Below are 15,003 nucleotides of genomic sequence, written 5' to 3'. Positions count from 1 at the left end.
CTCGCCCTTCTGCCTGCCGCGTCGACGCCGAGCGGTCCTCGGCCGTACGACCCGCATGCCCCGCGCGGGGCGCGGAACACCTGGTGTCGCGGCCGGGGCCCGCCGGGCGACGGCGCGCGGCCTCACAGCGGCGTGGGCGCCAGCCAGACGGTCGCCAGCGGAGGGAGGGTGAGCCGGACGTGCCCGTCCTCGGGCTTGACCGGGTCCGGGTTCCCCACGTCGCTGCCGCCGTAGCGGGCGGCGTCGGTGTTGAGGATCTCCTCCCAGGCCACCACGTCGTCGCCGACGGCGAGCCGGTAGTCGTGCCGGACCACGGGGGAGAAGTTCGACACCGCGAGCAGCGGCCGGCCCTCCGCGTCGTACCGCAGGAACGCGAAGACGTTGTCGTCGGCCGCGTCCACCGCGGCCCAGCGGAAGCCGGACGGGTCGGTGTCGCGCTGCCACAGCGACGGAAGCCGCCGGTAGTGCGCGTTGAGATCGCGCACCAGGTCCTGCACCCCGCGGTGATCACCCGCCGAGTGGTAACCCTCGTCCAGCAGCCACCACTCAGGACCCGCCTTCTCGGACCACTCCGCACCCTGGGCGAACTCCTGCCCCATGAACAGGAGTTGCTTGCCCGGGTGGGCCCACATGAAGCCGAGATAGGCACGGACGTTGGCGCGCCGCTGCCACCAGTCGCCGGGCATCTTCGACACCAGCGCCTGCTTGCCGTGCACCACCTCGTCGTGCGAGATCGGCAGCACGTAGTTCTCGCTGTAGGCGTACACCATCGCGAAGGTCATCTCGTGGTGGTGGTACTTGCGGTGCACCGGCTCGTGGGAGACGTACTCCAGCGAGTCGTGCATCCAGCCCATGTTCCACTTCAGCCCGAACCCGAGCCCGCCGGTGTCGGTTGGCCGCGTCACCCCGCCCCACGCCGTGGACTCCTCGGCGATGGTCACCACGCCGGGGCACCGCCGGTACACGGTCGCGTTCATCTCCTGGAGGAACGCCATCGCGGCCAGGTCCTCCCGGCCGCCGTAGGCGTTCGGCTCCCAGCCGCCGTCCTCACGCGAGTAGTCGAGGTAGAGCATGGAGGCGACCGCGTCGACCCGCAGCCCGTCGATGTGGAACTCCTGGCACCAGTACACGGCGTTCGCGACCAGGAAGTTGCGCACCTCGGTGCGGGCGTAGTCGAAGGTGAACGTCCCCCAGTCGGGGTGGTCGGCGCGCCGCGAGTCGCCGGGCTCGTACAGCGGCTCCCCGTCGAAGCGGGCCAGCGCCCAGTCGTCGCGCGGGAAGTGCGCGGGCACCCAGTCCATGATCACGCCGATCCCGGCCCGGTGCAGGGCGTCGACCAGGTACTTGAAGTCGTCCGGGGTGCCGAGCCGCGCGGTCGGCGCGTAGAAGCCGGTGACCTGGTACCCCCAGGACGGCCCGTACGGGTGCTCGGCGACGGGCATCAGCTCGACGTGGGTGAACCCCATGTCCGTGACGTACGCGGGCAGCACCTCGGCGAGCTCGCGGTAGGTGAGCCCCGGCCGCCAGGACGGCAGGTGCACCTCGTACACCGAGAACGGCGCCTCGTGCACCGGCGTGTCCCCGCGCCGCGCCATCCACTCCGCGTCGCCCCACTCGTGGTGCGACGCGGTGACCACCGACGCGGTGTTCGGCGGCGCCTCGGTGCGGCGGGCCATCGGGTCCGCCTTGAGGAACCGGTGGCCGTGGCGCGAGTGGATCTCGAACTTGTAGCGGGTGCCCTCGCCGACGCCCGGCAGGAACAGCTCCCACACCCCGGACGAGCCCAGCGACCGCATCGGGAACGCCGTCCCGTCCCAGTACGTGAAGTCCGCGGCGAGCCGCACCCCGAGCGCGTTGGGCGCCCACACGGTGAAGCGGGTGCCGGCCACGCCCTGATGGGTCATGGGGTGCGCGCCGAGCGCCGTCCACAGCTCCTCGTGCCGGCCCTCGCGGATCAGGTGCAGGTCGAAGTCGGCGAGCGCGGGCAGGAACCGGTACGGGTCGTCCGTCTCCACCGGCTCGTCGTCCCCGTATGCCACCGCGAGCGTGTACGCGGGGATCCCGTCCAGCGGCAGCACGGCGGAGAACAGCCCGTCGCCCTCCGACACCAGCGGGGTGCGGGCGCCGTCGACGACCACGCTCACCTCGCGGGCGAAGGGGCGCAGCGCCCGGAAGGCGATGCCGCCGGGCACCGGGTGGGCGCCCAGCAGGGCGTGCGGATCGTGGTGGGCGCCCGCCAGCAGGCGGCCCTGGTCGTGCGGGTCGAGGGCGGGTGCGGCCGCCCCGTCGGTGGCGGCGGACGGGGCGGACCCGTCCGATCCGGGCAGCGGCGTTTCGTGCAGGGCCACGGCTTCAGTCTCCTCTCACGGCGAGGCGCTCGATCGCCGCCATGGGTACGGGCAGCCAGTCGGGTCGGTGCCGGGCCTCGTACAGCACCTCGTACACGGCCCGGTCCGTCTCGTAGGCGCGGAGCAGCCCGTGCTTCTTGCGCGGGTCCCAGCCGGCACGGGCCGCGTAGCCCGCGCAGTAGGCCTCGCGGCAGCGCCGCGCCCACTCCGGGCGCCAGGGGCGGCGCTGCCGGGCGGCATAGTCGAAGGAGCGCAGCATCCCGGCGATGTCCCGCACGGGGGAGTGGGCGCTGCGCCGTTCGGAGAGCGGCCGGGACGGCTCGCCCTCGAAGTCGATCACGAACCACTCGCGGCCCGCCCGCAGCACCTGGCCGAGGTGCAGGTCGCCGTGGATGCGCTGGGCGGGCGGCCCGGCGTCGCAGGTGGCGAGCGCGGCGAAGGCGCTCCGCAGCCCCGGCACGTACGGCTGGAGCGCGGGCACGGCGTGCGCGGCGGCGGTCAGCCGCTCGGTCATGGCCGCCGCCGTCCGCCCGTTCTCGCCGGGCGCCCCGACGGGGAACGCGGAGGACAGCGCCAGGTGCACGTCTGCCGTGGCGCGGCCGAGGGCGTGCGCCTGCGCGGTGAAGTCGTCGCCCGAGGCCAGCGCGTCGAGGGCCAGCGTCCAGCCGTCGGCGGCGTTGCGCAGATAGGGCTGGAGCACGCCGAGCGTCGCCTTGAACGGGTGCGTGGTGCGCATCCAGGCCACCGGCGCGGGCACCCGGTGGCAGCCCTGCCGGGCCAGCGCCCCGGGCACCTCCAGGTCGGGGTTGACGCCGGGCTGGATGCGCCGGAAGACCTTCAGGATGTACTCGTCGCCGTACACCAGCGAGGAGTTGGACTGCTCGGCGTTCAGCAGCCGCGGCACCAGGCCCGAGGGGACCTCCTGGGCCGGGTCGCCCTCGAAGTGCAGCGGGCCCGCGGTGCCCGGCCGGCGCAGCCGCTCCAGCAGGAGCTGGGCGGCGCGCGGATCCTGGAGGGCGTCGTGGACCGTCAGCCCGGCCAGCAGGCCGTCCCGCACGGTGCCGATGAGGGCCTTGCCCAGGCGGGGCGAGGGCCGCTCGCGCACCCCGAGCAGCAGCTGGTAGCAGTCGCCGGCGGGGGTGGCGCCCCCGGGAGCGGGCACCCCGCCGTGCGCGGCGTGCACCAGTACGTGCAGACAGCCCGGGAACAGCTCGGTCGTGGACAGCACGCCGAGATCGGTGACGGGACGGTCCTTGCCCGCGAACCAGCGCTGCAACGGCAGCCACTCGCGCAGCAGCCCCGCGAGCGACTCCATGGACTCGGCGGGCGCGCTCCGCGGGCGCAGGAATGCGGTCTTCGTCATCGTGACGCCTCCTCTCGCCGGCACACGCTCACAGTCGTCGGCCGATGCGGGACGCGACCCGGGTGAGCCGGAACCAGTAGAAGCCGTGGCCCCCGAGGGTCAGCAGGTAGGGCAGTTCGCCGATGGCCGGGAACCGCACCCCGCCGAACAGCTCCACCGGGTGCCGCCCCTCGAACTCGCGCAGGTCGAGCTCGGTGGGCTGCGCGAAGCGGGAGAAGTTGTTGACGCAGAGGACGAGGTCGTCCTCGTATTCGCGGAGGAAGGCGAGGACGGCGGGGTTGGAGGAGGGGAGTTCGGTGTAGGAGCCGAGGCCGAACGCCGGGTTCTGCTTGCGGATCTCGATCATGCGCCGGGTCCAGTGGAGCAGGGAGGAGGGTGAGGCCATGGAGGCTTCGACGTTGGTGACCTGGTAGCCGTAGACCGGGTCCATGATCGTGGGGAGGTAGAGGCGGCCGGGGTCGGAGGAGGAGAAGCCGGCGTTGCGGTCGGGGGTCCATTGCATGGGGGTGCGGACGGCGTCGCGGTCGCCGAGCCAGATGTTGTCGCCCATGCCGATCTCGTCGCCGTAGTAGATGATCGGGGACCCGGGGAGGGAGAGCAGGAGGGCGGTGAAGAGTTCGATCTGGTTGCGGTCGTTGTCGAGGAGGGGGGCGAGGCGGCGGCGGATGCCGATGTTGGCGCGCATGCGGGGGTCTTTGGCGTATTCGGCCCACATGTAGTCGCGTTCCTCGTCGGTGACCATTTCCAGGGTCAGCTCGTCGTGGTTGCGCAGGAAGATGCCCCATTGGCAGCCGGAGGGGATGGCGGGGGTCTTGGCGAGGATTTCGGAGACGGGGTAGCGGGATTCGCGGCGGACGGCCATGAAGATGCGGGGCATGACCGGGAAGTGGAAGGCCATGTGGCATTCGTCGCCGCCGGCGGCGTAGTCGCCGAAGTAGTCGACGACGTCCTCGGGCCATTGGTTGGCCTCGGCGAGGAGCACGGTGTCGGGGTACTGGGTGTCGATTTCCTTGCGGACCCGCTTCAGGAACGCGTGCGTCGCCGGCAGGTTCTCGCAGTTCGTCCCCTCGGCCGCGTACAGATAGGGGACCGCGTCCAGCCGGAAGCCGTCGATGCCCAGGTCGAGCCAGAAGCGCAGGGCCGCCAGGACCTCCTCCTGCACACGCGGGTTCTCGTAGTTGAGGTCCGGCTGGTGCGAGAAGAAGCGGTGGAAGTAGTACTGCTTCCGCACCGGGTCGTACGTCCAGTTGGACGCCTCGGTGTCCACGAAGATGATGCGCGCGTCCGGGTAGCCCGTGTCGTCGTCCGCCCAGACGTAGAAGTCGCCGTAGGGGCCGTCCGGATCCTTGCGGGACTCCTCGAACCACGGGTGCTGGTCGCTGGTGTGGTTCATGACGAAGTCGATGATCACGCGCATGCCGCGCTGGTGCGCCGCGTCGACGAACTCCACGAAGTCGGCGAGGTCGCCGAACTCGGGCAGCACGGCGGTGTAGTCGGCGACGTCGTAACCGCCGTCGCGCAGGGGCGACTTGAAGAACGGCGGCAGCCACAGGCAGTCCACGCCCAGCCACTGCAGATAGTCCAGCTTGGCGGTCAGGCCCTTCAGATCACCGATGCCGTCTCCGTTGCTGTCCTGGAAGGAGCGGACGAGGACCTCGTAGAAGACGGCGCGTTTGAACCAGTCGGGATCCCGGTCCCTGACCGGTGTGTCCTCGAACGTGTCCGGCACTGGCTCGTTCACGGTCATGGCGTTCCTGGCCCTCCGTTTCGCTGTGCGGCGGGCGGTCGCTGGACGTGCAGGACATGCGCGGGAGCCCGCCCCGGCTCCAGCCGCACGTAGTTGGTGCTGCCCCAGTGGTAGGTCTCGCCGGTGAGCTCGTCGCGCACCGGCGCCGTCTCGTGCCAGTCCAGGCCGAGGTGCGGCATGTCCAGCGAGACCGTGGCCTCCTGGACGCGATGGGGGTCGAGGTTGACGACCACGAGCACGACGTCGGAGCCCCGGCGCTTGCTGTACGCCAGGACGGCGTCGTTGTCGGTGCGGTGGAAGCGGAGATTGCGCAGCCGGTGCAGCGCGGGATGGTCCCGCCGGACGGTGTTGAGGCGGGTGAGGAGCGGGGCGATGGTGCGGCCCTCCCGCTCGGCGGCTTCCCAGTCGCGGGGTTTGAGCTGGTACTTCTCGCTGTCGAGGTACTCCTCGCCGCCTTCGCGCAGCGGGGTGTTCTCGCAGAGTTCGTAGCCGCTGTAGATGCCCCACGTGGGGGAGAGGGTGGCGGCGAGGACGGCGCGGACCTCGAAGGCGGGCCGGCCGCCGTGCTGGAGGTAGGCGTGCAGGATGTCGGGGGTGTTGGCGAAGAAGTTGGGCCGCATGTAGGAGGCGGCCTCCCCCGACAGTTCGGTGAGGTACTCCGTCAGTTCCTGTTTGGTGGTGCGCCAGGTGAAGTACGTGTAGGACTGCTGGAAGCCGATCTGGGCGAGGGTGTGCATCATCGCCGGGCGGGTGAAGGCCTCCGCCAGGAAGATGACGTCGGGGTCGGTGCGGTTGATCTCCCCGATGACCCGTTCCCAGAAGACGACCGGCTTGGTGTGCGGGTTGTCCACGCGGAAGATCCGCACTCCGGCGTCCATCCAGTGCCGCAGGATCCGGCAGGTCTCCGCGACCAGTCCGTCCATGTCGGCGTCGAAGGCGATGGGGTAGATGTCCTGGTACTTCTTCGGCGGGTTCTCCGCGTAGGCGATGGAGCCGTCGGGGCGGTGGTGGAACCACTCGGGGTGCTTGTGCACCCAGGGGTGGTCCGGGGAGCACTGCAGGGCGAAGTCGAGGGCGACCTCCATGCCCAGGTCGCGGGCGCGGGCGACGAAGCGGGTGAAGTCCTCCAGCGTGCCCAGTCGCGGGTGCACGGCGTCGTGGCCGCCCTCGGGGGAGCCGATCGCCCACGGCACGCCGACGTCGTCGGGGCCGGCGTCGAGGGTGTTGTTCGGGCCCTTGCGGAACGTGGTGCCGATGGGGTGGATCGGGGGCAGGTAGACGACGTCGAAGCCCATCGCGGCGATCGCGGGCAGCCGTCGCGCGGCGGTGTCGAAGGTGCCGTGCGGCTGTTCGGGCGTGCCCTCCGAACGCGGGAAGAACTCGTACCACGAGCCGAACAGGGCACGCTCCCGCTCGACCAGCAGGGGGAGCGGCTCGCTGCTGGTGACCAGCTCCCGCAGCGGGTGGCGGGCCAGCACCGCGTCCACCTCCGGCGTCAGCGCCGCCGCCAGCCGGGTGGCACAGGGCAGGGTGTCGTCGCGCAGGGTCGCGGCCGCTTCGAGGATCACATCCTGTCCGGCGTCGCGCGGCACCCCGGCCGCGGCGCGCGCGAAGAGGTCGGCGCCCTCCTCCAGGACCAGCCCGGTGTCGATGCCCGCCGGGACCTTGACGGTGGCGACGTGCCGCCAGGTCGTCACGGGGTCGCCCCAGGCCTCGACGCGGTAGGTCCAGTGGCCGGGCGCGTCCGCGACCACCTCCGCGCCCCAGCGGTCCGTGCCGGGGGCCAGCTCCCGCATCGGCGTGAACGGACCCGGACGCCCCTCCGGGTCCTTCAGCACCACGTTGGCCGCCACCGCGTCGTGCCCTTCACGGAACACGGTCGCCGTCACCTCGAACGCCTCGCCGACGACGGCCTTCGCCGGCCGCCTGCCGCGGTCGACGCACGGCCGGACGTCCCGTACCGGGACCCGGCCGATGGTCGGGGTCGTCTTCATGGGCCTGCGCACCTCCGCCGCTCGTGAGGCCCGGGCAGACGCCCGGGCGGGGGAACCACAGGGAGGCGGGAAGGTCATTGCCTTCCCGCCGGGGAGCGCCGCTCGACGGCGGGCGGGCCGCGCCGGACCGTGGCGGCCGGACGGGGCCGGTCGTTCTGTTCCTGCAGATAGGTGACGGGCGTGGTGCGCAGGTACCGCTCGGCGGCGTCGGCCGCCTCGCGCGCGCAGCGCTTCCCCATCAGCACGCAGAGGGTGTAGCCGGAGTCCTCGAAGGTCGCCCGCACCGTGTGGTCGGTGGGGGCGGCCAGCATCACGCGTTCCCAGGCCCGGTAGCGACGCAACTGCCGGGCAACTTCGGCTTTTGCGGGTAGCAGCATGCGCCGTTCACCTTTCCGGGGCTCGATGGGTGCGCGTCGTCCCGACGGTCGGGCGGAGCCGTGCGCACCGGTGCACGGACCCGTAACGGCGATCGAGGTCTTCACTCATGGTGCACGGACAGTGACCCACCGTCTTGTTGGAGTTTCAACCACTGCTTCGACGCGAGCGCGCAGGTCGGACGGCTGCGATGCGCTCAGATGCGGTCCCGCCCGTCTCACCCGTGCGCTCGTGTTGCACGAATGGACCAACCCCCTCAGTCTGAAGGTGACTCAGAAGCGACACCCGCTCACGTTCCGTGTCCGGGGGCCCGTCCGCCGGACGGGAGGAGCGCGAGCTTCGCGGTGAGGAGCCACAACGATGAAGACCGCAGTGCCCTGCTACTACCACCTCGACGTGGAAGTCAGCCCGGAGAGGGTGGGACAGGTCAGCCGGATACTGGCCGCTCACCTCCGGTTCTGGGACCTGGAGAACCTCATGGAGCCCGTCTGCGGCGGCACCGAGATGCTGCTCCGCGCCATCGACGAGCACGCCACCGACAAGAACACCTCCATCGAGATGTGGTGGAACGGGCAGCACCTCATCACGGCCATCGCGGACAACGACCGCGGCCTGCGCCCCGACCAGGAGCTGCGCGGCTGCCTCGAGCACCTCGCCGCCAGCAGCGACGGATGGGGCTGCTGCGCCACCGAGACCGGCAGCAAGGTCATCTGGTTCTCGCAGCGCGCCCGCGCCGGCGAACGCGTGCCCCTCGTCCCCACCGCGCCGGACCCGCGCGAGAGCGAGGGCCTGGACCTGCCCCGCGAGGTGAGCGTCTCCACGGTCACCGCCCGGATCCGAACGCCCGGCGGCCTCCTGGAGGAGGTCCGGTGACCCGGCGACACAACCGGAAAGGGGCGCCCGCCTGGAGCGGGCGCCCCTACCCGCTGGGCGCCTCCTACGACGGGGAGGGCACCAACTTCGCGCTGTTCAGCGAGGTCGCCGAAGGCGTCGACCTGGTCCTCGCCGACGACGACGGCCGCCACCGCACGGTACGGCTCACCGAGGTCGACGGCTTCGTGTGGCACGGCTACCTCCCCGGCATCGGCCCCGGCCAGCGCTACGGCTACCGCGTCCACGGCCCCTGGGCCCCCGCCGCCGGCCACCGCTGCAACCCGGCGAAACTGCTGCTCGACCCCTACGCCACCGCGGTCGACGGCCAGATCGACGACCACCCCTCGCTGTGCGAGCGGAACCCGCACGGGCCCGACCCGGCGGACAGCGCGGGCCACACCATGCTCGGCGTGGTGACCGACCCCGCCTTCGACTGGGGCGACGACACCCGCCCCTGCCGCCCGTACTCCGACACCGTGATCTACGAGGCCCACGTCAAAGGGCTCACCCGCACCCACCCCGACGTGCCGCCCGAACTGCGCGGCACCTACGCCGGACTGGCGCACCCCTCGGTGATCGAGCACCTCACCTCGCTCGGCGTCACCGCGGTGGAGCTGATGCCGGTGCACCAGTTCGTCCAGGACGGCGTGCTCCAGGGCCGCGGCCTGGCCAACTACTGGGGCTACAACACCATCGGCTTCTTCGCCCCGCACAACGCCTACTCCGCCCGCGGCACCCGCGGCCAGCAGGTGACGGAGTTCAAGGAGATGGTGAAGGCGCTGCACGCGGCGGGGCTCGAGGTGATCCTCGACGTCGTCTACAACCACACCGCCGAGGGCAACGAGAAGGGCCCCACCCTCTCCTTCCGGGGCATCGACAACTCCTCGTACTACCGCCTGGTGGACGGCGACTGGCGGCACTACTACGACACCACCGGCACCGGCAACAGCCTGCTGATGCGCCATCCTTACGTGCTGCAGCTCATCATGGACTCGCTGCGGTACTGGGTCACCGAGATGCATGTCGACGGGTTCCGCTTCGACCTCGCGGCCACGCTGGCGCGGCAGTTCCACGAGGTGGACCGGCTGTCGGCGTTCTTCGACCTGATCCAGCAGGACCCGGTGATCAGCCGCGTCAAACTCATCGCGGAACCCTGGGACGTCGGCGAAGGCGGCTACCAGGTCGGCAACTTCCCGCCCCTGTGGTCGGAGTGGAACGGCAAGTACCGTGACGCCGTACGGGACTTCTGGCGCGGCGAGGACCACACCCTCGGCGAGTTCGCCTCCCGGCTGACCGGCTCCGCGGACCTCTACGCCCGCCACCGGCGCCGGCCGCGCGCCAGCGTCAACTTCGTCACCGCGCACGACGGTTTCACCCTGCGCGACCTGGTCTCGTACAACGACAAGCACAACGAGGCCAACGGCGAGGACAACCAGGACGGCGAGAACGACAACCGGTCCTGGAACTGCGGCGTGGAGGGCCCGACCCGCGACCCGGCCGTGCGGGAACTGCGCGCCCGCCAGCAGCGCAACTTCCTGGCCACGCTGCTGCTGTCACAGGGCATCCCGATGCTCTCCCACGGCGACGAGCTGGGTCGCACCCAGCGCGGCAACAACAACGCCTACTGCCAGGACAACGAGATCAGCTGGATCGACTGGCGGCTCGGCGACGAGCAGCGCGCCCTGCTCGGCTTCACCCGCCGGCTGATCGCCCTGCGCAGGGAGCACCCCGTGCTGCGCCGGCGCCGCTTCTTCCGGGGGGAGACCGTACGCCGCGCCGGCCAGCCGCTGCCGGACCTGGTGTGGCTGGCGCCCGACGCGCGGGAGATGAGCGACGACGACTGGCTGCGCTCCGACGCGCACTCGGTCGGGATGTTCCTCAACGGGGACGCCATCGCCGAACCGGACCCGCGCGGCCGGCCCGTCATCGACGACTCGTTCCTGCTGCTGCTCAACAGCCACTGGGAACCGGTCGGCTTCCGGCTGCCGGACGCCTCCTACGGCGAACGGTGGACGGCGCTGATCGACACCGCCGACCCGGACGGCACCCCCGACGAGTCCGAACGCAAGGCGGGCACACGGCTGACCGTGGACGCCCGCAGCCTGGTGCTGCTGTCCCGCCCGTCCCGCACCGCACGCTGACCGGGCGGCCCCGGGGAGGGTCAGTGCTCGCGGCGCGAGGTGACCGTGAAACGGGCGCCCTCGTTGTCGCTCAGCACCGCCTCCTCGGGGTCCAGGACCAGCACACTGCCGCCGTGCTCCTCGGCGGCGCGGGCGCACACCTCCACGTCCGGCACGGTGAAGTGGACCTGCCAGTGCGGACGGATCCGCGGGTCGGGCGCCGACCCCAGCGCCCCCGAGGTGATGCGCGCCACCACGTCCCCGTCGCTGCGCAGCACCACCTCCTCGCCCTCGTAGTGCACCTCGCAGCCGCCGGGCCGGCCGGACGCCCAGTCGAAGACCTCGCCGTAGAAGATCGCCGCGTCGAAGGCGTCCCGGGTGTGCAGCCGGACGAACGCCAGCTGCGCCCGCCGCCAGGTGGGCCAGTCGGAGAACAGCTCGCCCTCCCACACGCCGAACGTCGCCCCGTCCCGGTCCGCGAGCAGCGCCGCGCGCCCGGGCGGCAGCGAGATCGGGCCCACCGCGGCGGTCCCGCCGCGCTCCTGCACCCGCGCGGCCGCCTCGTCGGCGCTGCGCACCGCGAAGTAGGGCGTCCACGCCACGGCCATCTGCCACATCCCGGCGACCGCGGCGATGCCCGCCACCGGCCGGCCGTTCGCCAGGGCCACCCGGAACCGGTCGCCCAGCCGCACCGGACGCCACTCCCAGCCCAGGACGGCGCTGTAGAACTCCTCGGTGGTCTGCAGATCGCGACTGGTCAGACTCACCCAGCAGGGCGCCCCGTACACGGCGTGCGTCGAGACGACGCCCGTCGCGCCGGCGGAGGAGGTCATGTCGTGGTTCATGGCGGTCGTGTCCTGATCTTCGTCGGCCCGGCAGCCCCCGGATGACACCAGTGTCCGTGGGGCACCGGCCCGGGCGCCTGCCGAGTACCCCGGCGGCGACCCCGAAACGGTGACCCCGGCCACCCGTGGGCCATCCCGGTGGCAGGGGGCGGCCTGAGTGGTGACCATGGAGGAATCGGACACCGGGTGAAGGCACTCAAGCATGGGGCGAAGGCGCCGCGGCAGCGGCACACCGGAACCGGAGGTGACCATGCCCACGGACGGGGGCGCGAACCGGATCCTCCAGCTGGAGGAAGAAGTCCAGCAGCTGAAGGACGCGGTCGTCTCGCACGCGGTGGTGGACCAGGCCATCGGCATGATCGTCGCACTCGGGCGGGTCTCGCCCGACCAGGGCTGGACGGTCCTGAAGGAGGTGTCCCAGCGGACCAACATCAAGCTGCGCAGCATCGCGGACATGATCCTCGTCTGGGGCCGCACGGGCGCGCTGCCCGCCGAGGTCCGCACGGTCCTCGAGGAGACCCTCGACCGGCTCGGCCCCACCCGCCTCCCTGACGTCCCCCCGGAGCCCTGACCGGAGCCCTGGGCGGTCAGCAGCCGTCGGCCGACGCCAGCTCCTCGCGCACCTGCGCGAAGCAGCTGCTCAGCAGGCGGGAGACGTGCATCTGGGAGATGCCCAGCTGGTCGGCGATGCCGCTCTGCGTCATCCCCTTGAAGAAGCGCAGGTAGAGGATGAGCCGCTCGCGCTCCGGCAGCGCCTCCAGACACGGCCGCACCGCCACCCGGTCCACGACGGCGTCGTACGCCGGGTCCGGGCCGCCGATCGAGTCGCCCAGGGCGTACCCGTCGGTGCCCGGCATCTCCGCCTCCAGCGAGAGCGCGGAGAAGCACTCCAGGGCCTCCGACCCGGTGCGCACCTCGTCCTCCGTCAGCCGGGCGTGCGCGGCGATCTCGGCGACCGTGGGCGCCCGCCCGGGCGTGGTCTGCGACAGCTCCTTCGCCGCGGTGCGCACCCGGTTGCGCAGGTCCTGCACCCGGCGCGGCACGTGCAGGCTCCACATGTGGTCGCGGAAGTGGCGCTTGATCTCGCCGGTGACGGTCGGGACCGCGTACGCCTCGAAGGCGTTGCCGCGCGCCGGGTCGTAGTGGTCGACGGCCTTCACCAGACCCAGGGCCGCCACCTGGTACAGGTCCTCCAGTGCCTCTCCGCGGCCCCGGAACCGGACGGCGATGCGCTCGGCCATCGGCAGCCACGCCGTGACCAGTTCGTCGCGCAGCCTCCGGCGCTCCGGCCCGTCGGGCAGACCGGCCAGACGCTCGAAGTCACGGGTCGTCTCGGGGGCGTCGTCATGGGAGTGGGGCTTCCTGGGACTGACGGTACGCATCACGCGCGCACCTCCCTGAGCGGGTGCCGGATGGACAGAACACGGACGTGCCTCCTGTCCGAAGCACTGAGAATTCCTTTCCCGGTGCGCAGCGATTTCAAAACGGCTCCCGGAAAAACGTCGCGACCGCGTTCCGTTGAATTCCGGAAATACGCACGCTGCGGAATCGAGAGAATTCGGGGGGTGAAAGGCGGCAGGCCGGGACGCGGGTGCGGGACCGCGCCGGCGGGGAAGGGGCCGCGGCGTCGCCGGTGCGGGGGCGGCCACCGCGCCGGACGTGATGTACGGCACGCCCCCGCGGCGCGTCGGCGGCCCGGCCGGACGATTCCTCCTGCGCAGCGCTTGATCGGCGATCAGATCGGGCGAACTGCCTGACCACAGCGCATTCCGTGCATTTGACAGTGCGCTGAGCCCACAGATAGGAAGCAGCGGACAGAGGTCGAGAGGTGCACTGTGGACGAGCCGAACGTGGTCGGGGACTGGCAGGAGTACGACGAGCATGCCGGTCTGCGGGTCCGCGTCCATCGTCTGGAAGCGGGCGACCCGCCGCGCGGGCGGGACGACGCCGCCGAAGGGCTGTCGTACTTCCGGGTCCGGGTGACCGTGGAGAACCGGGGCGAGCGCCCTGTGTGCATTCACCTCGAGGACGGTCAGATCGATCTGCGGACCGGCCCCGACGGCGAGAGCGCATTCATCGACTGGCGCAACTCGCAATTCATCGAGGGATTCGACGTCCATCCGCTGCGCCGCGCCACCGCCGTGCTCTACGCGGCCGCGCCCGAGGCGTCCCTGGCGCAGATCGACGTCCAGGTGCAGCTGCGCGCCGACGAGGAGTGGGCCGGACGCCGGCTGTGGACGGGCGGCGTCGGCGTGCTCGAACCCCCGCCGGGGGCGACCGCCGGGGCGGCCCGCGAAAGCCTCGCCCAGCAGGTGAGCCTGTTCCTTCAGGAGCAGGCGGAGGAGGGCACCGCCTGACCCGCCCGTCCCGGGGGGTTCAGTGCGGGATGCCGTCGATGACCTCGCGGGCGCCCTGGCGCAGCAGCGCCACGGCGACCGACGTGCCGAGCGTCGCCGGGTCCAGCCGTCCCGCCCATTCGTGGGCGTTCAGCCGGGTCTTGCCGTCCGGGGTGAACACGCAGGCGCGCAAGGACAGTTCACCGCTGCGGTCCACGCGGGCGAGCCCGGCGATCGGGCTGTTGCAGTGCCCCTGGAGGACGTGCAGCAGCATCCGCTCGGCGGTCGTCTCGCGGTGTGTGTCAGGGTGGTTGAGGACGGCGGCCGCCTCGATCAGACCGGTGTCGCCCTCCCGGCACTGCAGGGCCAGGACGCCCGCGCCGACCGGCGGCAGCATCACGTCCGGGGACAGCACCTCGCTGATCACGTCGCTGCGGCCGATCCGCTCCAGACCCGCGGCCGCCAGCAGCAGCGCGTCCACCTCGCCCTCCGCCAGCTTCGCCAGCCGCCGGTTGGCGTTCCCGCGCAGCGGCACGCAGCGCAGCTGCGGGTGGGTGGCGGCGAGCTGCGCGACCCGGCGCACCGACGAGGTGCCGACCCGGGTGCCGGGCGGCAGCTCGTCCAGGGTGAGGCCCTCCGGGTGGACCAGCGCGTCGCGGACGTCGTCCCGCTCCAGGAACGCGGCGAACACGGTGCCCGCCGGGAGCGGCCGGTCGGCGGGGACGTCCTTCACGCAGTGCACCGCGAGGTCCGCCTCACCGGCCAGCAGCGCGGCGTCCACCTCCTTGGTGAACGCGCCCTTGCCCTCCACCTGCGACAGATCGCCCAGCCACTTGTCCCCGGTCGTGCGCACCGGGACGACCTCGGTGCGCACCCCGGGGTGGGCTGCGGTCAACTCCGCGCGGACGCGCTCCACCTGGGCGAGCGCCATGGGCGAGTCGCGGGAGACGATACGGATCAGTTCCGGGACGGCCATGGCGTCACGATAGACCCCCGTCGCCT

12 protein-coding genes are annotated in these 15,003 nt (G+C 71.9%); 4 read left to right on the top strand and 8 right to left on the bottom strand.

The genetic code is table 11. The features are described 5' to 3' along the window. Positions 1-122: 122 nt before the first annotated feature. The 5 genes from glgB to ACP7TJ_RS02150 form a co-directional block, all read right to left on the bottom strand. A complete protein-coding gene (glgB, locus tag ACP7TJ_RS02170) occupies positions 123-2,348 on the bottom strand; it encodes a 1,4-alpha-glucan branching enzyme (protein WP_427761884.1) in 2,226 nt (741 codons plus the stop codon). Positions 2,349-2,352: 4 nt separating this feature from the next. Continuing rightward, a complete protein-coding gene (locus ACP7TJ_RS02165) occupies positions 2,353-3,711 on the bottom strand; it encodes a maltokinase N-terminal cap-like domain-containing protein (protein ID WP_093768488.1) in 1,359 nt (452 codons plus the stop codon). Positions 3,712-3,739: 28 nt separating this feature from the next. Beyond that, entirely contained in the window at positions 3,740-5,458 is a 1,719-nt protein-coding gene (treS, locus tag ACP7TJ_RS02160; RefSeq protein WP_266544211.1) for a maltose alpha-D-glucosyltransferase, read from the bottom strand. Continuing rightward, positions 5,455-7,452, bottom strand: coding sequence for an alpha-1,4-glucan--maltose-1-phosphate maltosyltransferase (locus tag ACP7TJ_RS02155; RefSeq protein ID WP_427761882.1), 1,998 nt, complete (start codon positions 7,450-7,452; stop codon positions 5,455-5,457). The genes treS and ACP7TJ_RS02155 overlap by 4 nt, the downstream gene beginning before the upstream one ends. 74 nt (positions 7,453-7,526) lie before the next feature. After that, positions 7,527-7,829, bottom strand: coding sequence for a DUF5133 domain-containing protein (locus ACP7TJ_RS02150; protein ID WP_167744329.1), 303 nt, complete (start codon positions 7,827-7,829; stop codon positions 7,527-7,529). Positions 7,830-8,187: 358 nt separating this feature from the next. On the opposite strand from ACP7TJ_RS02150, the gene ACP7TJ_RS02145 reads away from it, so the two are divergent. Together ACP7TJ_RS02145 and glgX are read left to right on the top strand one after the other, a co-directional pair. Then, complete coding sequence (locus ACP7TJ_RS02145; RefSeq protein ID WP_093769901.1) at positions 8,188-8,700, top strand: pep a2; 513 nt, start codon at positions 8,188-8,190, stop codon at positions 8,698-8,700. Beyond that, a complete protein-coding gene (gene glgX / locus ACP7TJ_RS02140; protein ID WP_387585016.1) occupies positions 8,697-10,841 on the top strand; it encodes a glycogen debranching protein GlgX in 2,145 nt (714 codons plus the stop codon). The genes ACP7TJ_RS02145 and glgX overlap by 4 nt, the downstream gene beginning before the upstream one ends. A gap of 20 nt (positions 10,842-10,861) precedes the next feature. Here the strand turns inward: glgX and ACP7TJ_RS02135 are convergent, their stop codons facing one another. After that, entirely contained in the window at positions 10,862-11,665 is an 804-nt protein-coding gene (locus ACP7TJ_RS02135) for a VOC family protein (protein ID WP_093769899.1), read from the bottom strand. Positions 11,666-11,909: 244 nt separating this feature from the next. Between ACP7TJ_RS02135 and ACP7TJ_RS02130 the strand changes: the two genes are divergently transcribed. Continuing rightward, positions 11,910-12,236, top strand: a complete 327-nt coding sequence (locus ACP7TJ_RS02130; RefSeq protein ID WP_093769898.1) for an ANTAR domain-containing protein — start codon at positions 11,910-11,912, stop codon at positions 12,234-12,236. 16 nt (positions 12,237-12,252) lie between these two features. Here ACP7TJ_RS02130 and ACP7TJ_RS02125 read toward each other — a convergent pair whose 3' ends face one another. Further along, a complete protein-coding gene (locus ACP7TJ_RS02125; RefSeq protein WP_093769897.1) occupies positions 12,253-13,047 on the bottom strand; it encodes an RNA polymerase sigma factor SigF in 795 nt (264 codons plus the stop codon). Between the two features lie 453 nt (positions 13,048-13,500). Between ACP7TJ_RS02125 and ACP7TJ_RS02120 the strand changes: the two genes are divergently transcribed. Then, positions 13,501-14,022 carry a hypothetical protein gene (locus ACP7TJ_RS02120; RefSeq protein ID WP_427761878.1) on the top strand — a complete coding sequence of 174 codons (522 nt, stop codon included), beginning with the start codon at positions 13,501-13,503 and terminating at the stop codon, positions 14,020-14,022. 19 nt (positions 14,023-14,041) lie between these two features. Here the strand turns inward: ACP7TJ_RS02120 and hemC are convergent, their stop codons facing one another. Next, the gene (gene hemC, locus ACP7TJ_RS02115) at positions 14,042-14,977 is read right to left on the bottom strand and encodes a hydroxymethylbilane synthase (RefSeq protein ID WP_167744326.1); all 936 of its coding nucleotides are present in this window, start codon (positions 14,975-14,977) and stop codon (positions 14,042-14,044) included. Between the last annotated feature and the right edge of the window lie 26 nt (positions 14,978-15,003).

The sequence above is a fragment of the Streptomyces sp. DSM 41931 genome, assembly GCF_050271085.1.
GTDB classification, from domain to species: Bacteria; Actinomycetota; Actinomycetes; order Streptomycetales; family Streptomycetaceae; genus Streptomyces; species Streptomyces albogriseolus.
This window is presented reverse-complemented; position numbering and strand designations above follow the sequence as displayed.

What these genes read in the sequence shown, in the direction of transcription:
- ACP7TJ_RS02155 (WP_427761882.1), bottom strand. Translation starts at nt 7,452, where the DNA reads ATGAAGACGACCCCGACCATCGGCCGGGTCCCGGTACGGGACGTCCGG.
- hemC (WP_167744326.1), bottom strand. Translation starts at nt 14,977, where the DNA reads ATGGCCGTCCCGGAACTGATCCGTATCGTCTCCCGCGACTCGCCCATG.
- treS (WP_266544211.1), bottom strand. Translation starts at nt 5,458, where the DNA reads ATGACCGTGAACGAGCCAGTGCCGGACACGTTCGAGGACACACCGGTC.
- ACP7TJ_RS02150 (WP_167744329.1), bottom strand. Translation starts at nt 7,829, where the DNA reads ATGCTGCTACCCGCAAAAGCCGAAGTTGCCCGGCAGTTGCGTCGCTAC.
- ACP7TJ_RS02145 (WP_093769901.1), top strand. Translation starts at nt 8,188, where the DNA reads ATGAAGACCGCAGTGCCCTGCTACTACCACCTCGACGTGGAAGTCAGC.
- ACP7TJ_RS02125 (WP_093769897.1), bottom strand. Translation starts at nt 13,047, where the DNA reads ATGCGTACCGTCAGTCCCAGGAAGCCCCACTCCCATGACGACGCCCCC.
- ACP7TJ_RS02135 (WP_093769899.1), bottom strand. Translation starts at nt 11,665, where the DNA reads ATGAACCACGACATGACCTCCTCCGCCGGCGCGACGGGCGTCGTCTCG.
- ACP7TJ_RS02165 (WP_093768488.1), bottom strand. Translation starts at nt 3,711, where the DNA reads ATGACGAAGACCGCATTCCTGCGCCCGCGGAGCGCGCCCGCCGAGTCC.